This window comes from Dehalococcoidales bacterium, from assembly GCA_041652735.1.
Lineage (GTDB): Bacteria > Chloroflexota > Dehalococcoidia > Dehalococcoidales > RBG-16-60-22 > RBG-13-51-18.
In genome coordinates, this window is record JBAZGT010000025.1 from 16,080 (window position 1) to 38,552 (window position 22,473).

Here is a 22,473-nt window from a genome sequence, read left to right on the forward strand (position 1 = left end):
TACTATGGCGATGATGGCCAGGAAGACGTTGCTGACTGATATTGAGTCCCATGTCATTTTCCTTCTCCTTTCGTCAATGAATTTGCCAGGATACGATAGATGCCGTGGTGTTATCCGTGTTGACCAGAGCGTTGATGGTCAGGCCGCCGGCGGTAGATTTGATTTGGTAAGCCGCCATGCCGCCCGTACCGCCGCCGATGCCGATAGTCTTTAAAATCCCCACCCACCCGCCGGAGCCGGTATAGACTACCGCCAGGGTGTCCGCGTCAATGGCGATGACGTGCGGGTAGAAGCCGTTGCCGTTTTCAAAAATCAGCGTATCTATCACGCCGTCCGGTATTGTCCCGTTCGGGTTTATCGCCACGGTTTTTAAAGTGCCGTGGCTGCTGCCGCCGGTAAAAGCGATGGCGAAGATGCCGCCGCCGACCGCGATGATATCGGCATAATCGCCGTCATCGGCATCGAAGACTATTTCCGCCGTGATGCTCTTGGTTATATTGCCGTTAGCGGCTATGCTCACCGTGGTCAGGATGCCGCCCCACCAGTCCCCATTGGCCGGGCTGGCTCCCGTATAGCTGATGGCAAAGCTACCCCCGGAAACGTTAACGATATCCGGGTAGTAGCAGGAGTACTGGTTGAATATGAATGTGTCTGTTGCCGTATTGTTGATATTGCCGCCGGAGGAGATGCCTACCGTCTTTAAGTAACCCCTGTTGCTGGCGCCGCGGTAGGCGATGGCATAGTAATCACCGGATACATGTTCGATGCTGGGCTCATAGCCGGAAGCATCAAAGGTGAGGCTATCCTTGACGCTGTTGCCGATATTGCCGCTGGATGCTATCAGGAAGGTCTTCACTATGCCGCTGTTGGACTGCCCGCGGTAAGCCACGGCGTAGTAGTTGCCGGATACATCGATAATATCGGGCTCATAGCAGCTTGAGCTATCGAAGATCAGGGAATCTATCACGCTATTGCCGATATCCCCGTTAGCGGCGATGGAAAATGTCTTGGCATAACCGCTGTTGGACTGTCCCCGGTAAACCACGGCATAGGTCGTGCCGGATACATGGATAATGTCCGGTTCATAACAGCGGCTGGTATCGAACTCCAGGGTATCTATGGGGGTGTCGGCAATCATACCGTCCGGCAGCACCGTAACCGTTTTCACCCAGCCGTAGTTATTCCAGTCGCCGTAGGCGATGGCGTAAACATTCCCCGCCACCGGGGTGATAACGGGTGTATTGCCTCCCGTCGGCCCGAAAATCAACGTATCTATTATGTTGTCCTCGATGCCGCCCCCCACCCCTCCGCCGCCTCCGGTGGCGTTGGCGGTCACGGTGATGCTGGGGGTGAATCCGTTCAAGACTTCCCCGAGCTGGTAGGTAACCGTGTCGCCGGGGTTGGTAAACTGGTCAGCCAGCGTGCCGTGTGTCAGTCTCCAGATAGCGTGTTCCACCCCGGCATCGGCGGCATTCCTGGCGTTGATGATGCCGGCGTAATCGCGGGAGCTGATGAGGCTGGTACCGGCGTGCCCCAGGAAAGGCGTTATCAGCAGCGACCCGATGGTCAGGGCCATCATGGCTAACGGCAGGGCCTGTCCCTTTTCACCCTTCATTAGCTGCCTCCCTGCGGTCGGAGATATACCATGTAAGTCCCGTTCTGGCTCACGTTGTCCCGGGACACCGGTGCTGAAGTAAGGTTTATTGTAATCATGCGGCCGCTGACGGAGAATGAGGCGCTGGTGATGTTGCGGGCCACAGTCAGCGGCAGACCGCCGGCGGAGCGGCGTAAATCGGTGCCGGACAGCGCGTAAGTGACCGTAGTATTATCGGATAACGTCAGCACCAGCTGGCTGCCGCCGGTTGCGTTGCGCGCCCCCTGTCCGTCCGTGTTGAGCCAGTAAGCGGCGTTTTGCACTTCATGCAGGGCGGTGAGCCGGCCGTTGCCGTATTCGGATACGGTGATAATCTGGTAGATGGCCGTGCCCAGGAACGCCACGATTACGCCGGTAATGGCGATGGCCACTATCAGTTCTACCAGGGTCATACCCGACTGTCTGTTCATCGTTTCACCTTGTAATCCGATACCAGGAATATGCTGGTGCCGGACCGGAGGATATTTACGGTTATCTTTTGTATATTGGTATCCGTACCGGACACCGGGTTGACGTTAATGGTGATGGTGTAACCGGCCGGCGCCGCTACGGCGGGATAGGTGGCGGCGCCGGGGTTAAACGGATAGTTTTTAATGTATTCCATCTGGGTCTGTGCCAGCGTCTGCGCCACCGTTTCTTTGTCCTGTTCGCTGACGGCCAGCGAGCCCGCTGAAAGGGAGACCACGAAGGCCACTACGGCCGTGCCCAGCACCGCCACGGCCACCAGCGTCTCCGCCAGGCCGAAACCTCTCTGGTCATTAATCCGTGTTATCAGCGGCTTTATCTTTGGCATTTACATCCCTCAGTGTATTGATTTCAAGACGGAATATAGCGGCGTAATCATGGAAAGCGCGATAAAAACAACCACCAGCCCGATGATGACCGTCAGTACCGGTTCTATCAGGGCAATGAGGGTATTGATACGGCGGTCGACCTCCCGTTCGTAATATTCCGCCATCGTGGCCAGGGCGTTGTCCATGGTGCCGGTCTTTTCGCCCACCACCACCATTTCTACCAGCAGGGGCGGGAAAAGCTTATTGTCCGCCATCGGCTGGGATAGCCCCTCCCCCTGGATGAGCCGTTCCTTGACGTTGCCGAAAGCCTGCCGGATTATCTGGTTGCGGTTGGCCTGGATAACAATGTCCATGATCTGGGGTAAACGCAGGCCCGCTTGCAGCAGCATCGAGCCGGTCTGGCAGAAAAGCTCCACGCTGCGTTCTATGGCGGTGGCGCCGATGAGCGGGATTTTTAAAATTAACCTGTCCCAGGCCAGCTTGACGGAAGGCAGCCGGGAAAGCCATACCGTTATCAGGATGAGGACCACCAGCCCGCCGAGGACATACAGGTATTGGTGCAGGAGAAAGTCTGTGACTGCCACCAGCAGCCGCGTCATCCAGGGCAGATTCGCCCCCAGTGACTTGAACAGGTTTGTCAGGGGCGGCAGGGCTACTGTGACTAAAAGGATGGATACGCCTAACGCCATCAGCAAAACAAAAACCGGATAAGCCATGGCGCGCTTGATTTTCTGGTTGGCCTGTAACCGCTTTTCCATATAGGCGGCGGCCTGCCGCAGGCCGGTCTCCAGCGTGCCCGCCTGCTCGCTGGCTTTGATGACCTGGCAATAGGTGCCGGAAAAAGCCCGGGGATAGCGGCTCATCGCCTGGGAGAGCGAGCCGCCGCTCTGGATTTCTTCCACCAGTCCATGGAAAATCTTTTTCAGGGCCGGCTTGCGCGCCTGGCCTTCCAGCAGCTTTAGCGACGTGGTGATGGTGATGCCGGACTTCACCAGCGTGGCCAGCTGGTTGGAGGCATCGATAATATCGCGGACTTTTACCCCGAAGAACGACGGTATCAGTTTTTCCAGGCTGGTGCCCGGTGCAACTTCTTCCAGGCTGAGGATATTCTGGAAACCGGCGTTATACAGCGTCGTCTCGGCCAGGGTTTCCGAGATTGCTTCGACCCTGCCTTCAACCACTTTCTTATCGGCGGTATAGACTACATATTTGTATGTCATTATTCTCTTTCAACTCCTCTCCCCCGGCGGGAGAAGAAACCGTCAGCTAACGGAAAATACGCTGCGCATTACTTCTTTAAGGGAGGTAATCCCCTCCTTTACCTTGAGCATTCCATCCTGTTTCATGGTCATCATGCCATCGGTGATGGCCTGTGCTTTCATTTCACTGGCGCTGGCGCGGTCGCGCAGCATTTTTCTCATTGCCTCGCTCATTATCAGCAGTTCAAATATCCCAATACGCCCGCGGTAGCCGGTATTGGCGCACAGGTTGCAGCCGGTGCCCTGGTAAAAAGTTACGGACGGGGCTTGTACTTCTTTATTAAATATCTCCAGCTCTTCAGGGGTGGGCTGGTAGGGGGTGCGGCAGTTGGTGCAGATGCGGCGTACCATCCGCTGGGAAACCATGCCGATAACGGTGGAAGAAATCGAGGCCGTTTCCGCATCCAGGTCCAGCAGGCGGAACAGCACACCCACCGCATCGTTGGCGTGGATGGAGGTAAGCACCAGATGGCCGGTTAGAGCGGCCTGGATGGCGGTGGTAACGGTATCTTTGTCCCGTATCTCCCCCACCAGAATCACATCAGGGTCGTGCCGCATAATGGCCCGCAGCCCGCCGGCGAAGGTGATGCCGGCCTTGTTATTGACCTGCGCCTGGTTGATATCCGAAAAGCTGTATTCGATGGGGTCTTCGATAGTCATGATATTGCGTTCTTTTCTATCCAGTTCATTGATAGAAGCATAAAGGGTGGTGGTCTTGCCGGAGCCGGTAGGCCCGCCCACCAGTATCATGCCCAGCGGGCTTTGCAGCAGGGAGTGGTATCTCTTTAATACTTCCGGCTGAAAGCCGAGTTCGGTCAGGGTGAAAAGCGCCAGGGACTTGTCCAGTATTCTCAGGGTAACTCTCTCACCGTTGGGGGTTTCCATGGTGGCGGTGCGGATATCGATTTCGTTACCGCCGATTTTCACGGAGAATTGCCCGTCCTGGGGGCGCCGGGTTTCCGAAATATCCATTTCCGAGAGGATTTTAACGCGGGATACCAGCGCCGAATGAATGGTGAGCGGGAAAGAGAACATGTCATGCAAAATGCCGTCAATCCGGTAGCGGATACGCAGCCGGTTTTCCTGCGGCTCGATGTGCACGTCCGAGGCGCGGTCCTTGACGGCCTGGTTTATCAGCAGGTCGAGCGTCTCGGCGACGGGGGTGCGGGCGGCCAGCGCGGCCGGGTCCGGCGCTTTTTCTGTTGCCGCCGGCGCGAACCGGCTGACCTGTTTTTCAATGGCGCCGGTCGAGCGGTAGCTGAGATTGATGGCCTGCTCAATGTCCGAGCGTACGCCCAGGGCTATCTCCACCCGCATCTTGGCTTGCGCCTTGATGTCCTCGATGGTGCGGACGTCCTCCGGGTCCGCCATCACCACCATCAAAGAGTTATTAACAATATCCAGCGGGATAATCACGTACTTGCGCGCCATTTCTTCCGGGATTAGCCGCAGCGCTTGCGGCTGTACGGTATGCCGCTTAAGGTCGATGAGGGGCAGGTTGTGCTGGATGCTCAGGACCACCGCCAGTTGTTCCGGCTGTACCAGCCCTTGCTGAAGCAGGATATCGCTTAGTTTGCCGCCTTTTTGCTGCTGCAGCGTCAGGGTGCTTTCCAGCTGTTCCGGCGTAATGAGCTTTTCCTCTACCAGCATATCACCGAGGTTCTTTTTAGCCGCCTTATCCGTGGTCACGCGTTTATACTCCTCATCCTATCTTTTCCGGGGCGGGCTTGCCGCCGCCTTTTTTCTCCAGGAGTTTCTGCACATGGCTTACGATTTCCGCCGGGGCGGAAGGCTTGGTCAAGTAATCATCCGCGCCTACTTTCAAGCCCGTATCGCGGTCTATCTCCTGCGCTTTGGCGGAGAACATGAGAATGGGCATCCCGGCGGTGTCTTTTTCCGCCCTCAGGCGGTGGCATATTTCAAACCCGTCTATGCCCGGCAGCATCACGTCCAGGATAACCAGGTCCGGCGCATCGGTATGTGCTCTCCTTAGCCCTTCCAGTCCATTTGCGCTGATGATTACCTCAAAACCTTCGCGGCGCAGCGAGTATTCCACCAGCCTGGACGTAGCCGGATCATCTTCGATTATCAGTATTTTTTTTGGCATTTTTCTTCCCTCCTTTACTGTTGATGGGGAGGGTAAAGCTGAAGGTGCTGCCCTCGCCCGTTTTGCTTTCCACCCAGATGCGCCCGCTGTGTGCATCCACTATTTGCTTGGAAATATATAGCCCCAGCCCCGTGCCGCCCCGCACCGTTTCTCCCTCCGCCCGGTAGAACCGCTCGAAGAGGTGGTTGATGGTCTTCTGATTCATGCCGGTACCGTGGTCGGATACCTGAACCAGCACCTCACCGTCGCGTTTTTCTGCTTTGATGGCTACGCTGCCGCCGGGGTCGCTGAACTTGATGGCATTACTCAAGAGGTTGATGATTACCTGCCTTATCCGCTCATTGTCCACGTCCATCTCTGGCAGGTCCGGTGGTATATCCTCGCTAAGCGTAATGTTTTTTTCGTGGGCCAGGCTGCGGAACATCTTTATGGATTCAGTGAACATTCCCTGCACCGGGACATGTTTTCGGTAAATCTGGAAGCGTCCAGCTTCCAGGCGGGACATATCCAGCAGGCTGTTGATAAGATTACCGAGGTGGGCGGTCTCTCTATCTACAATCTGGAGGAACTCCTGCTGGGTGGTAGGGTCAGGCACCTGACCGTCCATAATCAGCTTGGTAAAGCCGCTAATGGACTGCAAAGGCGTGCGCAGCTCGTGAGAGACGTTGGAGAGGAATTCAGTCTTCATTTCGTCCAGTTTGCGCAGCTTTTCCTCAGCGGTTTTGCGTTCGGTGATATCCCTTATAATGGCGGTGATGATATTTTCACCGTCGGAATTTCTCGTGGAAATAGAGATATCTACGGGCACCACTGTGCCGTCTTTTTTCATTACACTGGACTCAAATACACGGTGGATGAAGTCGCTTTTACCGGTCTGTTTAAACTGGGCGAATTCTCTGGAGACGTTTTTTCGCGTGGCCGGTGGGAAAATGACCAGGGCGGACTGCCCCAACATTTCCTTTTCTTTATAGCCGAACAGCTTTTCCGCGCCGCGGTTCCATAGCGTAAATTTCATCTGCGGGTCTAGCGATATAATGCCGTCATTGGAGGTGTTGATGAGCTCGCGGTATTTTTCCTCGCTGCATTTCAGGTCTTCTTCCGCCTGCTTGCGCCGGGAAATATCGGATACCAGCGTTATCCATCCGTTGCGCTGCCCCTTGTCATTTATGGATTGAGCATGAACGTCTACCCAGATATCACCGCGTGGTGTGCGGTAAATCTGCTCTTCCTGGTTGAATCCTCTGTCCAGAAGTGTATTAATGCGTTTATCATTTTGTCCCTGGTATTCTTCGATCAGCGTTAAGACCTCACCGATAGGTTTCCCGATGGCATCAGACACTTTGATGCCGAACATCCGCTCGCAAATTTCGTTCCAGTGGGTAATAATAAAATTGTTATCCATGCCGAAGACGCCTTCATGCAGGGATTTGAGTACGGTGTCCGAAAAGCGCAAAGATTCTTCCATCCTATTACGCTCGGTAATGTCCCGGCAGACGCAGAAAATCAGCTTCTGTCCGGCGAAGATAGCCCCGTTGATGCTCATTTCCGCGTCATAAGAGCTGCCGTCTTTACGGCGATGCTTTGTTTCAAAACGGTTACCGGCCTCATCTGTATTTTGCATAAGTGTCAGGATTTCCTCGCGCGTTAAGTGACAGTCCCAGTCCCATACGTGTAAATTGAGAGTTTCTTCCATGGAGTAGCCAATCATTTCAGCAAAACGCCGGTTGGTTTCATAAACCTTGCCGTTCTGGTCCAGGATAGTGATGCCGTCTCCGGACTGCTCTATAAGAATACGCCGGCGGGTAATTTCATCAGCCAGCTTGACTTCCATTTTCTTGCGCTCGGTAATATCCGTGGCTACGGAAAGCACGTTCTGTTTGCCGTCTATTTCCACGATGTCCGCGGAAAACAACCATATGCCCAGTTCACCGGATTTTTTACGGAAGTGGTATTCCTGGCTGCTGACCACCCCTTTCTCCTGTAAGGTTTTAATCATGGATTCGCGCTCTTCCGGGAATACCCATAGTCCCAGTTCCAGGGTTTTTTTACCGATAATTTCCTGCTGAGTATAGCCGGTCAGCTTCAGAAAAGAATCATTAGCATCCAGTATCTTCCCGTCCTCTATTGTAGAGATAACGGAGGCTTCCGGACTGTTGCGGAAGGTCTTGGAGAACTTTTCTTCAGAAGCGCGCAGGGACTGCTGGGCTTTGGCCAGCTCCGTAACATCCGTGATGGCATTGATGAAGCAGGGTTCGCCGTTGATGACGATTTGCTCTCTGGAGAAAAGCCCGTTACGGATTTCCCCGGACTTGGTGCGGACGGCTATCTGGGCGTTCTGCACCCGCTGTTTTTCATGGGTTATCTTAACCAATTTTTCCCGTTCGGTATCGTTCACCCAGAAATTAAGGTCGTCGGCGTTATGGCCGATGACTTCTTTCCGGGTGTAGCCCGTTATGCGGGTAAAGCTTTCATTGACCTCAATGAAAATACCGTCCTTGATCCGGTTGATGGTGAACAGGTTGACGCTAGCATGAAACGCCTTAGAAAACTTTTCTTCTGATTCCCGCAGGGTTTCTTCCGCTTTCTTGCGGGCGGTAATATCAATGATGAAGAGTTGAATGCCGGTAACTTTACCGTTTGGTCTCATCAGTGAGCAGCGTATTTCTACCATTGTGACAGCGCCATTGGGGCGCTTCCATTCCACTTCCAGAGGGCGGGTGACTTCCCCGGCTAACATGGAGCTGAATAGCCGTAAAAAATTGGGATTTTTAGCCATGTTTATGCCTGGAATACGCGAAAAATGCTTACCGATAATCTTCTTTTCAGTGGTATCAAGCAAGCCTAAGAAAGCTTTATTACATGAGGTAACCAAGCCACGGTTATCCATCGTTACGATGCCGTCATGGGCAAGTTCCACGATGTTGCGGTATTTCTCCTCGCTCGCCCGCAGGTCACCCTCCATTTTTTTACGTCTGGTAATATCCCGCAGGGAAGCCAGGTAAGCGGGCGAGCCCTCCCAGTGGATTTTGACCACACTCATCTCGGCGATGGCGGTATTCTTGCCGCGGGACTTTACGATAATTTCCGATATGCCGTTTTTGTCCAGCGGAAACTTGAAAGGCTGGTTAATCAGCTCTTGGCGGGCGCGATTCAGTACGGTTTCCACCGCGGGATTGGCGAAGAGGATGCGCCCGTTCTCACCGACGACGACGATGGCATCAGCGTTTTTCTCCAGGATTTTTTGCAGGTTGGCCTGGATATTGAGGATTTCCTGGGCATACTGCTCCAGCTCTCCCTGCAGTCGGGCGCGCTCTATGGAATAACGCAGCGAGCGTTCCAACTGGGGGCTTTCTATCTGTCCCTTCACTAGGTAGTCCTGCGCGCCGGACTGTACCGCCTTGATGGCGATGGCTTCATCATCAAAGCCGCTTAATACTACCAGCGGAATGTGCGGCGCATCCAGTAAGATGTTGGTGACGGTGTCCATTCCGTGGCTGTCCGGCAGGCCGAGGTCGGTAAGAATAAGGTCCGGCGGTTTCCTGGCTATCAACGCCAGCCCTTCATGGAGGCTCCTGACCACCGTCACCTCGAAATTGCCGGCAGTAGATATTTCCAGTGTCCGCCGGATTAGCTCGGCGTCATCGGCGTTATCTTCTATAAGCAGTATTTTCGTCTTTACGTTTTCCATATCATCGTATCCGGTTGCATGTGTGTCATTTACTATATTGTTAATAATTACGGCAGGGGTTCATTTATCAGGAGCCAGTAAAGCCCGATATGCCGCACCGCCTCCACGAACTGGTTGAAGTCCACCGGCTTGCGCACGTAGCTGTTCGCCCCGGACCTATAGCCGCTGATGAGGTCATGTTCCTCCTTGGAAGAGGTGAGGATGACCACCGGTATCAGCTTGGTATTTTCATCGGCGCGCAGATGTTCCAGCACCTGGAGTCCGTCCATTTTGGGCAGTTTTAAATCCAGCAGAATCAGACGCGGGGTCTCTTTAACGTTACGCCCGGCATATTCGCCGCGCCCGAAAAGGTAATCAAGGGCTTCAACGCCATCACGGGCGACTACCATGTTATTAGCGATGTTGTTTTTGCGTAAAGCCCGTTTGGTCAGCTCAACGTCATCGGGGTTGTCTTCCACCAGCAGTATAATTTCGTCGCTGGTCATCATGCCTGCGCTCCTTGTGTCAAAGTGAAATAAAAGGTGGCGCCTTTGCCCACCGCCCCTTCAGCCCGGATGGTGCCGCCGTGCCGGTTGATAATCCGCTGTACCGTGGCCAGGCCGATACCGGTGCCGGGGAAATCGGTAGAATCGTGCAGCCGCTGGAAAGCGCCGAAAAGCTTGTCATTATAAGCCATATCAAAACCGGCGCCGTTATCCTTGACGAAGAAGGTGGTAACATGGTCCTTAACGGTGCTCCCGAACTCTATCCGGGGATTTGAAGTCTTGCCGGAAAATTTCCAGGCGTTGCCCAGCAGGTTTTCCATCAATACCCGTACCATTTCGGGGTCGGCGACGGCGCTTAAGCCACGGTCTATGACGAACTTGGCGCGATTGTCCGGCTGCGTTTCCTGCAGCCTGTCTGATATTTCTCCCGCCAGCGCGCTCAAATCTATATCTTCCAGGTGCATCTCACTCCTGGTCAGCCGGGAAAGCTTGAGCAGCCCGTCAATCAGCTCGCCCATTTTCTGGCTGGCGCTGCGCAGGCGCTGTAAATAGTCACGGCCGGTCTTGTCGAGTTTGGACTTGTAGTCTTCCAGCAAGGCCTGGCTGAAACCGTCGATGCTGCGCAGCGGCGACCGTAAATCATGGGAGACGGAGTAGCTGAAGCTCTCCAGTTCCTTGTTAGTGGCTTTGAGCTGGGCGGAATAGTGTTCCAGGCTGGTCATGGCCTGTTTCAGTTTCTCTTGCGCTTGTTTTTGCTCGGTGATATCGGTTATCACCAGCATGACGTACGGCTTACCGCCGATATTGATGATGGTGGCGGAAAACAGGCCCATCCGTATTTCCCCGGATTTTGAGCGTGAAGGGAACTCCACGTTGTAGACACTGCCTTTTTCTTGCAGGACGCCGATTACCTGCTCCAGTTCCTCTTTGTTTACCAGGAGGCCGAGGTCCTGAATACCCCGGCCGATAATTTCCTGGCGGGGATATCCGGTAAAGCGGGAGAAACTATCGTTGACTTCAACGAATTTGTCTTCTTCCAGCGAAACGATGCAGATGGCGCTGGGACTGGAGTTAAAGGCTTTGGAGAACTTTTCTTCCGAGTCCCGCAGCGCCTGTTCCATACGTTTGCGCTGTGTGATATCCGAGCCGACCACCAGAGCGCAGGGATGGCCGTTTAGCTGTAAATACTCGGTGGAAAGTAGCATGGTGCGGATTTCACCGGATTTGATACGGATATCACATTCTTCATTGCGTATCTTGACCTGCCCGAGGATTTTACTCAGCATCTTCCCCCGGTTTTCTGCATCGGCCCACAAATCGAGTTTGTCCGCGTTTTGGGAAATCATATCCGCCCGGGTGTAGCCCGTAATATCGGTGTAACCCTGGTTGATTTCCAGGAAAACACCGTCGTCTATCGTGGACAGAGACATGGCGTTCGGGCTGGCGTGAAAAGCCTTGGAGAATTTCTCTTCTGATTCGCGTAAAGTCTGCTCGATGTTGAGGCGCTCTGCCAGATTAAGTTCTATTTCCGCCCGGTCTTTTCTGCCGACGGCGGCGATGGTGGTTACAATAAAGGTGATAATCAGGATATATGCCATCAATGGCGCTATGATTTCGAATCCCAGCAAGCCGGATGATGCCAGTATGACAATAGTTATTATATATATGGAAGCCAGGGTGATGGTCTGCCGGACGGTCAGCATCAGGCTGGCGATTAACAAAGGCAGGGACAGCCACATCAATTCCGCGGTCACGTTTATTTCCGGTGGTTTTATTATGGCGACGGAGACCGAAGGAATGGCCGGTACGACCAGCGTGAGCATCAGGGCTGCCCGGTGGTACCGGGTGCGGCTGATGATATAGGTTAAAAGGAAAAGCACGGAGGATGCCGCTGTAATCAGCCACGCATTGCTGCCCATTTTCTTCAGGGATATCGCGCCTGCCAGGGTGGCAAGAGTCATCAGCAGCAGGAAAGCCGCCAGCAAACGGACGCGCCGCTGCTGCTTCGCGTCGATAACGACCGATGGTTCGGTCAGCCACCGTGAAGCAGCGACGACAGCCCGGATGATATTATCTTTCCTTGGCAGGATACGGGATGACCCTGTTGCCATGTTTCATCTCCTGGCAGGCGTCGGACGCCTGTACCGGGACGTATTTATTTATTGGTTGTCTTGTCGGCCGTATAGGCTAGTAGCCGGTGCTTACCTGGGTTACCAGTCCGGTGGTGGTGCAGGAATAGGTGCCTTTGGTGACCGGCGTCCGCAAATAGTCGGGATAAAGAGGGTTGCTGGAGGGGAAGCCGGACATGTTGGCTGTCGCGGCAGTGGCGGTGACCGAGGTAATGTGCGTCTTGGCCATCAAGATGTCCACGGCGGTTTGTACCGTGACAAGCTCCGCCTTGGCGGCTTCGACTTGCCCGGTATCGGCCAGACCGATGACATTGGGGAGGACGACGGCGGCCAGCACGCCCAGGATAGCTACGACGATGAGCAGCTCTACCAGGGTAAACGCCTTGTCATTGTGAATGAATTTCTTGAGTAATCTCAGCATAAAATTGCCTCCTTTAGTTTTTTTGCCCTGATGCTTTTCCATTTTTACCTCCTGGCTGTTTTCAATTTTTAAGGGTAGTTTTTCCCCGTATGCATGTTATGCCTGGTAATAAAGTCGGAAAAGTCCTGGCTGCCCACCCGGAAATGCCCCCCCGGCAGCCGGAAGGCGGGCAGCCGGCCGGTGCTTATCCAGCGCAGTACGGTGGTGTTGCTGACACCGCAGCGCTTGGCGATAAAACCTACCGATATATATTCCGGGTTCCATTGTGCGGACGTGTTCGGCAAGCTAACCTCCCCCCGGAGTTTGACCGGTACTTTTCGTGATGCAACCGGAACAGTCAGCAAATTCGGTGCTTGCGGTGTTTGAATCGTTTGTAGTATATAAAAGTCGTCTCACAGTAAAATCACACGCCGTCACAAAAAGTTCACAGATAAATCACAAGGTGTGAGGCTGCGTACGTATTTTTGAAAAAACGCATAGTGATGGCAGGTGACAATTGTGAGTAAAAAAATCCGGCGGAGGGGGCCGGATTTATAGCGGCCGGCTTCCCCGTTTATTGAGTTAATTGAGGAGGGAGGCGGGGAAGCCGGCCGGCATTGAGGAGGTTCAGGCATGTTTGATGCGCGGCGTTAACCGCGCGTGACTGGTAATTAGCTGTTCCTTAACGGGATTTTGTGTTTAGCGGCGAAGCTGTAAAAGTCGTCCCGGAAGATGCGGTTCTGGCCTCCCGGCAGTCTGAAGGCGGCCAGATTGCCTTTCTCAATCCATCTCAGGACGGTTACCTTGCTTACGCCGCAGTGCTTGGCAACGACGCCGGTAGTGAGATATTGCGGGTAGTAGTTATCCATTTTAGTTTCCACAGGACGCCTCCTTAACGGCAGGAATGCGGGGTATTATTTATGCCCGCGACAATCATTCAGTTAACCATATTTACGATATTTCTTAAGTTACTTTAATGCCCCGTGTTTACATCTGAATCACAAAACCCGGCGGAAAAGACACAAAAAAGTCACATAAAAAAAAGGGAAGGAAAGAAAATAGCGTTGATAGCGGCAAAAGGATAAACAGCGCTTTACCAGTAGCTGTTTTTACGGCGGCCGTTAACGTAGGGGTTATCCCGGCGCTCGGTGCCGATGGTGGTCTCGCGGCCGTGCCCGGGGTAAATGGCGGTGTCATCCGGCAGGGTCATCAGCCGGGTCTGAATGCTGTGGAGGAGCTGGGGGCGGCTGCTGCCCGGCATCATCGTGGTGCCGATGCCGCGGTGGAAGATGGTGTCCCCGGTGAATACTTTGCCCGCCGTCAGCAGGCAGATGCTGCCCGGTGTATGCCCCGGAGTGTGAATGACCTGGTAAGTGGTATTGCCCACCGTTATCTCATCCCCTTCACGCAGGGTGCGGTCAGGGGGGTGGGGCGTCCGGTAAGAAATGCCGAACTGCGAGCTATAAGAGCCGGAGCCTTCCAGGAAATCCGCGTCCTCCACGTGGATGGCAACCTCGGCGCCGGTCTGGTCCTGTATCTCGTACAGGGCGGCTATATGGTCGGAGTGGCCGTGGGTCAGGACGATAATCTTGATATCGAAACCGGAAGCGGCGATAGCCGGGAGGATTCGTTCGGGGTTACCGCCGGGGTCGATGACCATACCCTCGGTCCCGGCTTCATCGCCGACGATAAAGCAGTTGGCGGATAGCCCCCCGACCACCAGCCTTTTGATAAACAGTCTGTTTTCCATGTGTCAGAAGAAATTGTCGCGCAAGGGCTGACAATTCCAACATACCAGACTGGCTGAAAATAGGCAAGTCGGGGCGGCGCGGAAAACGCCGGGGGAAATTTAGCGCGGACAGGCAGACGGGGGAGTTATCCCTTGATGAGCATCAGCGGCGAATCTCCGCCGAGCAGGACTTTCTGCGCTACGCTGCCCAGCGACCACAGGTTCAGGGCGGTCTGGCCGCGGGTGGACATCGCCACCAAATCACTGGTGACCTCATTGGCGTAGTCGATAATCTGGTCGGCGGCGTTGCCGATTTTCACCTGGTAACCGGCGGTCAAGCCGTCCTCGCCCAGGCGACGGCACGGTCTTTCAGGAGATTCCCTAGCGCGGCGGCGCCGGGTTAATCCTTATACGGCTCCGGCGGCGGTGGCTGCATCACGTTGATGCGGTGCTTGTTGTACGGCATGTGGTAGGTGGTGGGCTTATCCGGGATATTATCCTGATTCCCGGCGATGCTGGCGCCCACCGGTTCGTCCACCCAGCCTTTTTCATAGGGGCACATGAAGGTCAGGCGGTAGTTGAACTTAAAGAATTTCCACTGACCGTCTTCTTTAACGTACTCCATGTCATACTTGCCCAGGCAGAGGAACTGCGCCGTCTTGGCCCCGCCGATGGAGCAAAAGCCGTGGGAGTGCCAGAGCCCTTTGGCCATGGTGCCGGCGCGGTTGATTTCAATGACGGGATTCACCGTCATGTGGATGGCCAGGAACCCGGCTGTCATCATTCTTTTCTCGGCGAAAACGGTGTTCCAGAAGCGGGAAATGCTATCGATGCCCTCGTAAACGCCGCTGTCTTCAATCTCCATAGTCACGCCGGGCGTTTTTTGCGCGAAGAGGTTCACCACTTCCTTCCTCTTCCCGATGTGGTAGAGATGGGCGTACTGGGACATCAATTTCCAGATTTCCAGGTAGTCTTTAGTCCAGGCAAGCCCGGCGACCTGTTTTTTCAGGCTGATTACTTCCGCTTCCAGTTCGGCCAGTGTCATCGGCATATGGATTACCTCCTAAAATAAAAGGGGCCTAGTAGCCCCTCTTTCGATCAACGATATTGCGCAGCTTTTTACCGTCCAGGTAGCGCCTCAGATTATCACAGAAAAGGTCGGCGGCGCGCACCATGTAGTCCTCCATGCCGCCGGAAACGTGGGGACTCAGGATAACGTTTTTAAAGTCCCAGAGTCGGCTGTCTTCAGGCAGGGGCTCGGCGGCGGTAACGTCCAGACCCGCCCCGGCAATCCTCCCGGCGTCCAGGGCGCGGATAAGCGCCTCCTCGTCGATAAGGTCGCCCCGCCCGATATTGATAATGTAAGCCGAGGGCTTCATGGCTTTGAACTCCGCTTCCCCGATGATGCGGCGCGTTTCCGGGGTGAGGGGCAGGCACACCGCCACGAAGTCACTCTCCCCGAGCATTTCGTTCAGCCGCGCCTGGGGCAGCAGCAAATCAACGTGCCGGGCTTCACCTTCCTTTTTAGTGGAGCGACGGGTGGCGATAACTTTCATGCCGAAGGCCTTGGAAAGCCGCGCCACCTCCCGCCCGATATGCCCCAGCCCCACGATGCCCACCGTCCGGCCGCGCAGCACGCGGGTGCCGTATCTTTGCCACCGGCGCGACTGCATCATGCGGAAGCTGCTCGGTGTGTCTTTAACGAACATAAGCATCAAAGAGAGGACGAACTCACCGATGGGGGTGGCGTGGATGCCGCTGACGCCGGTGATGATAATATGACTGCGCCAGATTTCCGTGTCCCGGTGGCGGTCCACGCCGGCGGAGGTAGCCTGGAACCACTTGAGGCGCGGCGCGCGTTTGGTGATATCGCTGGGGGGAATGAACCCGAAAAGAACGTCGGCCTCCGCCAGCAGAGCATCCAGCGCCGCTTTACGCGAGCCGTCCCCGTTCATCTCAGCCATCAGCAGCGCCGAGCCGTCTTTAACGCTCACTTCCGGGCCGACGGCCTTGATGCGGCGCATAACCTCGTCATCAGCGTGGGGAATAGAACGGTCAAAAGAAGGAGTTGTTACCAGCACGTTTAGTGTTCTCATGAAACTCCCTTACCGGGCGGCACGGATTTTCCGGCTCGCTTACAACTTACCAGAAAGGGTGTTATGGCGTCAAAAGAGCGCCGCCGCCCCGGACAACCCGGGCGGGGCGGCTGAAGAATCCGGACAGTACCTGAAAAAGCAAAACGGAGGCGGGGCAAGACAGGTTTTTCCCGCCGCGGTTTATAACTAGGTGGCCTGGCCGTGACGTTTCCCGCGGGTCTCTTTAAAGCTGGACGCCGGTTTTACCAGCAGCACCGGCACTTTACTCAGCCGGATGACTTTTTCCGCGATGTTGCCCATGTCCCAGCGGTTGAAACCGGACTTGCCGCGGCTGGCCATGACGATGATGTCCGCCTTCTCATCATCGACAAAGTTGACAATCTCCTCGGCGGGATGACCGGCCAGGACGTGAGCGGTTACGGTGAACCCCTTTTGCTCCAGGTCCTGCGCTATCCGGCAGAGATAGTCGGAGGCGGTCTTGGCCATCTTACCCACGGTTACCTGAACTAACGGGCGTTTGGTGATCATGTTGGTATAGACGACGCCGGTCTGGTATTCGGGCAGCAGCATCGGCTCCTCGGTGTTATTTTTTTCCGGCGCATACTCGCTGGTGGACTGTCCCTGAGCCAGGTGACCGACCACTTTTTCCGTAACGGATACCAGCAGGATTTCCGCGATGCTGCATCCTTTGGCTATTTCCTCGAGGTGGGGCAGGGCGATTTCCGCCAGCTGGGAGCCGTCAAGGGGAACCACGACTTTTTTATACATCTTATCCTCCATCTACATACATCTAAAGAAACGGGGCGTTTGAACGATAATATCATACTAACAGATAAGATGTATAGCGGTAATAACATCCCGGAAGGAAATGTTAAATAATCATAACAAAATAGTGGGATTAGAGATTAGGGGGAAGGGATTTGTTTTAAATATTTTTTTATTGAGGTCCACGTACGATTTATAGCTAATCATTTGTTTTTTGTTATATGTTAACTCAGCTTCAAAAACCGGGTATTTGTTTTTTAATTTATGGTAAGCGGGGTAAGGGATAGTTAACAGTAAACAGTTAACAGTTAATAGTATAAGGGGAATAGGGGAGAAAAGGAAGGGGATAATGTCATGATTGTCATGATGGGGAATGAGGCTATCTTAACCGTTGTGGAAAAAGCCGGAATCTGAAAAGCGATGAGAGGAGGCTATAACCTTTATCAGGAGACCGATGCGAGACGCGTGGTATTTTTAATAACAACGTTAGGGTCAGGGTTGGCTTTGGGAACAGACAGGCCGCGTTCTTTTAAAAGAGCGACATGCTCTTCCATTCCCCATTTTGCTTTGTAAAGACAGTCTTCAATGGAGTGGCCGACGCCGGTAAAACCATCAACATCCGGCGAATAGAAAGTAAAGAAAGAAGGGTCGGCCGTAGCCTCTATTATCAATGAATATTTTAAATCTATCATTTTACTTTATCCCCCGATGCTTCAAACCAGCCGCTTTTAAGATAGCGTCACAGGTCCCGGTAGGAATTTCCCTAGAACCATGATAATCAATTCTAATTAGCTTGTCCAGACCTGGCTTGCTGTAATACCGTATGGAGCCTTTTTCTTTAATAAGCGCGAAGCCGTTTCGCTCCAGGAGTCTGACCAATTCGCTGAATTTCATAACTCCCTACTTTTTTGGGTGCGTATTACAGGTCTTAATCAGGTATAGGTCAAAAAACTAATGACCTCATCCCCTCCGGGCCCCCTCTCCCGGGGGAGAGGGGGAAGGGACGGTGGGCCGGAGTCCGCCGGTAAAGACTAGTCCAGCGAGACCGGTTTGAGGCCGGCGTTGCGGCTGGCCTCGTTGGTGGGTTTGCCGGTAACCGGGTGCATGAAGTGGAAGGGGAAGATGTAGCCGGAGACATAGCGGAGGTCTTTGGGGTCCAGGGGGATATCCGCTTTGGGCATGGGGGGCGGGGCCTGTCCGCCGCCTTCCTGGGGTACCGCGCCACGGCCGGTAATAAAGCCGCGGCCGAGGTCTTCCGGCATCGTCCAGCCGGACGGGATGCGGACGCCGTAGGGGATTATCCAGTTGATGGAGAGGATTTTCCAGATGCCGCGCTCTTTGACATAGCCCATCTCGTAGATGCCGCCGGTGAGAGAGCCGCCCTTGACGTTGCCCTTATCCGACATGAAGATAGCGCCGAAGCCATACCAGCGGCCCTGGGCGGTCTTGCCGTTCTTGGCGACGGTGATGAGGCCGCCGCTGGGCATCAGCTGGTGGGAGAGTCCCTTGGGGCCTTTGCCTTCACGCATGTTGCCGAAGTACTTGCGGACGCCCTCTTTGCCGGTCCACTTGCCTTCCAGCCAGTCCAGCATGACGTCATCACGGTCCGCAAAGCAGTCGATGATGGCCTCGCCGAGCATGTGCTCGACATAGTAGTTGTAGGCTTTCTGAAGTCGCTTAATGGCCTCGATATCTTCGAGGAGGGTGAGTTTTTTCTCCTGGGCCTTGAGTTTTTTCTCAAGTGATTTGATTTTAGATTCCAGGTCTGCTGTGGTCACGAATTCCTCCTTCTAAAATAATCTTGATTGAAGCTGATGCAATCATTATAAGAGGATGGGGCGGAAATATCCAATTTGGGGGGGGATGTATAGTACCAACCCCTTTTCCTCTTATCCCCACCTGCGCTAAAGCTTCGGCGGACAAGCCTCTCCCCGCTGGCAGGGAGAGGGACGATAGAAGAAGCAGGGAAATAATTTGCGACCATTCCGTTGAAAAACGGAATCCAGAGGCGCGGCATTGGTCTATTTATGCGTGAATAGCACGAGGCGGGGTTGACTGGATATGGTTCGACAGGCTCACCATGAGCGGGAATGACGGTGGAGGAAAACTTTTACCCCTTAAGTATCTCCTCCAGAATGACGCGGGCGGCGGACTTGTCCAGGGGCTTATTGTTGTTGCCGCACTTGGGGCTTTGGACGCAGCTCGGGCAGCCGTCTTCGCAGGGGCATTCCTTTATCACGTTGAGGGTGGCTTCCCACAGCTCCGTTATCATATCGTAGCCCTTTTCCGCGATGCCGATGCCGCCGGGGTAGGCATCATAGATAAAGACCTGGGCGCGGCCGGTGTCCGGGTGGAGGGGGGTGGAAACGCCGCCGATGTCATTCCTATCGCAAAGGGCGAAGAGGGGCAGGATGCCGATAGCGGCGTGCTCGGCGGCATGGAGGCCGCCGGCGAAGTCCCGGCCGTTTTCCGCGATGCGGGCGATGGCGTGGGAGGGGATATCGAACCAGAGCGCCACGGTATTGAAGCGGATGGTGGGGAGGTCCAGAGGCTCGTCGCCGATTTGCTCCTCCGAGAACTGGCGGTACTTTTTAAAGCCGACGACGTCGATAGTGACCTCCACGTCCCCGATACTGACGTTCACCGGGCCGACGGTTTTAGTGTGCCGGGTCTCCAGCACGTGCAGGTTATGGATTTCCTTTGTTTCCGTGTAGTAGCTGGCGCGGGTGGGCTCGGCGTAGGCGACGCGGTTAGTCAAGTCCAGTTTAGTAATGAGATACGAATCGCCCTGGTGCAGATAGATAGCGCCGGGGTGCACCTGGAAAAAGGCGACGCTGCTTTCCACCGTTTCCATCAGCGAGCCGGTGGAGACGTCCACCACGGCATAGTCCTCGCCGGAAGACGAGCGGATATTGATTTTCTGCGCCGGGTAGGAGATGGACGGCGATAAATACCACTTGCCCCGCCGCTCGCGCAGCTGCGCCTGGGCGGTAAGCTCGTCACGGTAGGCGGAAAAGTCGGGGCCGAACACCGGCCCGTCGCCAGCGTCCAGCGGCCTTTCCCAGGCGGCGCAAAGCAGGTGCTCTTTAAGGATATAGGGATTCCCGGGGTTGACCAGCACATGCTCGAACCCCTTCTGAAAAAAGTCGGACGGGTGCCGCATAAAATACTGGTCGAGGGGATTATCCCAGGCCACCAGGAAGCTTAAAGATTCCCCCTGGCTGCGCCCGGAGCGCCCCGCCTGCTGCCATGTCGAGGAAATGCTGCCGGGATAGCCGTCCAGGATAGTGGCTTCCAGCCCGCCGCTATCGATGCCCAGCTCCAGGGCGTTGGTGGCCACCACCCCCAATAACTCCCCCCCGAACAACTCCTTTTCAATGCGGCGGCGGTCTTCCGGCATATAGCCGCCGCGGTAGGGCATGACCAACTGCGATAGCTTGTAGCTTTCTTCCCGCAAACGGTCCCGGGTGTAAATATAAATCAGCTCCGTCAGGCGGCGGGTGCGGGTAAAGGTCAGGGTGCGGGTGCCCTGCAGGATAAGCTCGGTAAAGATGTTGGTGGACTCCCAGTGCGCGGAACGGCGGGCGGTCTTCTTCTCGTCCAGGAGGGGCGGGTTCCAGAAAACGAAGTCCTTCCAGCCGCGGGGCGAGCCGTCATCGTCCACCACCTCACAGGGGAGGCCGGTCAGGGCCAAAGCGTGCTCGCCGGGATTGGCGACGGTAGCGGTGCACAGGATAAACTGCGGGTCAGAGCCGTAGAGTTTACATAACCGGCGTAACCGGCGCAAGACGCAGGCCACGTGCGAGCCGAACACCCCCCTATATATATGGGCCTCGTCAACGACCACGTACTTCAAATGCCGCAGCAGGGTGGCCCAGGACTGGTGGTTGGGCATGATGCCCACGTGCAGCATATCCGGATTGGTGAGGATGACGCGGCCGTACCTTCTAACGTCGCCGCGCTCCGAGCGGGGGGTATCGCCGTCAAAAGTGGCCAGCGCATCCTCCGGGAGGAGGTCCGGGGAGAAAAGCTCGTGGAGTTTGCGGAGCTGGTCCTGGGCCAGCGCCTTGGTGGGGAAGAGGTAGAGGGCGCGGGTGAACGGCTCGGTCAGCGCCGACTGCATCACGGCGATGTTATAGACCAGGCTCTTGCCGCTGGCGCTGGAGGTGGCGATGATAACGTTTTTGCCGGCGCGGGCCAGGTTGACCGCCCGGGCCTGGTGGCTGTAGAGGGGCGAAAGGCCGTGGGCGTCCAGACAGTCCTGGAGGGCGGGGACGAGGGGCTCGTCCAGCTTACCGTAACGGGCGCGGCGGGGGGCAATGTGCTCAATATGGGCAATCTGGCTTTCGTAGCCGGTGCGGGAGCGGATATGGTTGAGGAAAGCCTGGATTTCCATATTAAGAATCAGCCTCTGCTCCCCGTGACGAATCCGCCTCGGCTCCTCCTTTGACAAAGGAGGACGATGTATTTTTAACAAAGGGTCTTGGAAAAGTACTCATTAATTCGTCCCCCTTTCTAAAGGGGGATAGAGGAGGATTTTCCTGATGTTTCCCACGACTTTTTCTGTTTTACTTAATACATCCGAGTTTGAATACCTTAACACTCTTAAGTCCAAATTAGTAAGGTACTCATCTCTGAGTTTATCATTTCGCTTACCCACCATGGTATAGTGGCGCCCGCCGTCAACTTCTATAACCAGGTTCACCTTAGGACAATAAAAATCCACGATATAGTCACCAATCGGTTTTTGCCGGTAAAATTTAACTCCAAGGTGTTTTAGCTGTAACCGCTGCCATAAACATTTTTCTGCTTTCGTAGGATGTTTTCTCAATTCTCTAGCTGGTTCTACCAAGTTTTTATTATATGGAAGCATTGCTTAAAACTATAGTCCTAGACTTCAATCATCTCGGTGGAATAGTCGAGCAGCTCCACGTCAAAGCGGCCGTTTACGATAAAGCTCACCACTTTGGAGAGCACCTCGTTGCTGTGGCGCTTATCATTGCTGATGCAGCAGATGCCGATGACGGCCTGCTGCCACATGTCATTATCGTCCACCTCCGCCACGGCGACGTCAAAGCGGGACTTGACGCGCCCGATGATGGACTTGATGACCTGCCGCTTGCCCTTGAGGTCCGTGTTTTCCGGGATACGCAGGCTGACCTTGGCCACGCCGATGTTCATTGGTTTTAAGATACCATTAGAACAAATGAGTGTCAAACGGAGGGGAGGGGTAGTTAACCTCTCCTCCTAACCCCCTTGTATGTTTGAAAGATGGTAATATAAGCTTTAAAGGCACGGCAGACCGATTCCCCCTTGGTTTAATAAAACCGTTGGAGAGCGAGGGTCGCCGTGCCTGGACTTCCATTA

General features: G+C 54.8%; 21 protein-coding genes. All 21 read right to left on the reverse strand.

Features of this window, described 5'->3' with window-relative positions; all coding sequences use genetic code 11:
* Positions 1 to 73: 73 nt before the first annotated feature.
* Positions 74 to 1,615 carry a hypothetical protein gene (locus WC370_09080; protein ID MFA5309618.1) on the reverse strand — a complete coding sequence of 514 codons (1,542 nt, stop codon included), beginning with the start codon at positions 1,613 to 1,615 and terminating at the stop codon, positions 74 to 76.
* Positions 1,615 to 2,064 carry a prepilin-type N-terminal cleavage/methylation domain-containing protein gene (locus WC370_09085; GenBank protein ID MFA5309619.1) on the reverse strand — a complete coding sequence of 150 codons (450 nt, stop codon included), beginning with the start codon at positions 2,062 to 2,064 and terminating at the stop codon, positions 1,615 to 1,617. The genes WC370_09080 and WC370_09085 overlap by 1 nt, the downstream gene beginning before the upstream one ends.
* Complete coding sequence (locus tag WC370_09090) at positions 2,061 to 2,447, reverse strand: type II secretion system protein (GenBank protein ID MFA5309620.1); 387 nt, start codon at positions 2,445 to 2,447, stop codon at positions 2,061 to 2,063. Before WC370_09090 ends, WC370_09085 begins: the two co-directional genes overlap by 4 nt.
* A gap of 9 nt (positions 2,448 to 2,456) precedes the next feature.
* Positions 2,457 to 3,668 carry a type II secretion system F family protein gene (locus WC370_09095; GenBank protein MFA5309621.1) on the reverse strand — a complete coding sequence of 404 codons (1,212 nt, stop codon included), beginning with the start codon at positions 3,666 to 3,668 and terminating at the stop codon, positions 2,457 to 2,459.
* 42 nt (positions 3,669 to 3,710) lie between these two features.
* Positions 3,711 to 5,396, reverse strand: coding sequence for a GspE/PulE family protein (locus WC370_09100; protein ID MFA5309622.1), 1,686 nt, complete (start codon positions 5,394 to 5,396; stop codon positions 3,711 to 3,713).
* A gap of 13 nt (positions 5,397 to 5,409) precedes the next feature.
* Positions 5,410 to 5,814: a response regulator gene (locus WC370_09105; protein ID MFA5309623.1), complete on the reverse strand. Its 405-nt coding sequence runs from the start codon at positions 5,812 to 5,814 to the stop codon at positions 5,410 to 5,412.
* Entirely contained in the window at positions 5,783 to 9,502 is a 3,720-nt protein-coding gene (locus tag WC370_09110; GenBank protein MFA5309624.1) for a PAS domain S-box protein, read from the reverse strand. Before WC370_09110 ends, WC370_09105 begins: the two co-directional genes overlap by 32 nt.
* Positions 9,503 to 9,549: 47 nt before the next feature.
* A complete protein-coding gene (locus WC370_09115; protein MFA5309625.1) occupies positions 9,550 to 9,990 on the reverse strand; it encodes a response regulator in 441 nt (146 codons plus the stop codon).
* Positions 9,987 to 12,098 carry a PAS domain S-box protein gene (locus tag WC370_09120; protein MFA5309626.1) on the reverse strand — a complete coding sequence of 704 codons (2,112 nt, stop codon included), beginning with the start codon at positions 12,096 to 12,098 and terminating at the stop codon, positions 9,987 to 9,989. The genes WC370_09115 and WC370_09120 overlap by 4 nt, the downstream gene beginning before the upstream one ends.
* 76 nt (positions 12,099 to 12,174) lie before the next feature.
* A complete protein-coding gene (locus tag WC370_09125) occupies positions 12,175 to 12,579 on the reverse strand; it encodes a prepilin-type N-terminal cleavage/methylation domain-containing protein (protein MFA5309627.1) in 405 nt (134 codons plus the stop codon).
* A gap of 26 nt (positions 12,580 to 12,605) precedes the next feature.
* Complete coding sequence (locus WC370_09130) at positions 12,606 to 12,821, reverse strand: excisionase family DNA-binding protein (GenBank protein MFA5309628.1); 216 nt, start codon at positions 12,819 to 12,821, stop codon at positions 12,606 to 12,608.
* A 366-nt stretch (positions 12,822 to 13,187) separates the two neighbouring features.
* Complete coding sequence (locus tag WC370_09135) at positions 13,188 to 13,397, reverse strand: helix-turn-helix domain-containing protein (protein ID MFA5309629.1); 210 nt, start codon at positions 13,395 to 13,397, stop codon at positions 13,188 to 13,190.
* Between the two features lie 212 nt (positions 13,398 to 13,609).
* On the reverse strand, positions 13,610 to 14,266 hold the full coding sequence (locus WC370_09140) for an MBL fold metallo-hydrolase (protein MFA5309630.1): 657 nt from the start codon (positions 14,264 to 14,266) through the stop codon (positions 13,610 to 13,612).
* Positions 14,267 to 14,391: 125 nt separating this feature from the next.
* Complete coding sequence (locus WC370_09145) at positions 14,392 to 14,598, reverse strand: universal stress protein (GenBank protein MFA5309631.1); 207 nt, start codon at positions 14,596 to 14,598, stop codon at positions 14,392 to 14,394.
* A gap of 47 nt (positions 14,599 to 14,645) precedes the next feature.
* Complete coding sequence (locus tag WC370_09150) at positions 14,646 to 15,296, reverse strand: nuclear transport factor 2 family protein (protein ID MFA5309632.1); 651 nt, start codon at positions 15,294 to 15,296, stop codon at positions 14,646 to 14,648.
* Between the two features lie 28 nt (positions 15,297 to 15,324).
* Positions 15,325 to 16,341 (reverse strand): D-2-hydroxyacid dehydrogenase, encoded by a 1,017-nt coding sequence (locus WC370_09155; protein MFA5309633.1) that lies wholly within the window; start codon positions 16,339 to 16,341, stop codon positions 15,325 to 15,327.
* Between the two features lie 186 nt (positions 16,342 to 16,527).
* Positions 16,528 to 17,109, reverse strand: coding sequence for a universal stress protein (locus WC370_09160; protein MFA5309634.1), 582 nt, complete (start codon positions 17,107 to 17,109; stop codon positions 16,528 to 16,530).
* 440 nt (positions 17,110 to 17,549) lie between these two features.
* Entirely contained in the window at positions 17,550 to 17,798 is a 249-nt protein-coding gene (locus tag WC370_09165) for a type II toxin-antitoxin system HicB family antitoxin (GenBank protein MFA5309635.1), read from the reverse strand.
* Between the two features lie 339 nt (positions 17,799 to 18,137).
* On the reverse strand, positions 18,138 to 18,884 hold the full coding sequence (locus tag WC370_09170; GenBank protein ID MFA5309636.1) for a nuclear transport factor 2 family protein: 747 nt from the start codon (positions 18,882 to 18,884) through the stop codon (positions 18,138 to 18,140).
* A 332-nt stretch (positions 18,885 to 19,216) separates the two neighbouring features.
* A complete protein-coding gene (locus tag WC370_09175) occupies positions 19,217 to 21,502 on the reverse strand; it encodes a DEAD/DEAH box helicase (GenBank protein ID MFA5309637.1) in 2,286 nt (761 codons plus the stop codon).
* Positions 21,503 to 21,996: 494 nt separating this feature from the next.
* A complete protein-coding gene (locus WC370_09180) occupies positions 21,997 to 22,287 on the reverse strand; it encodes a DUF503 domain-containing protein (protein ID MFA5309638.1) in 291 nt (96 codons plus the stop codon).
* Between the last annotated feature and the right edge of the window lie 186 nt (positions 22,288 to 22,473).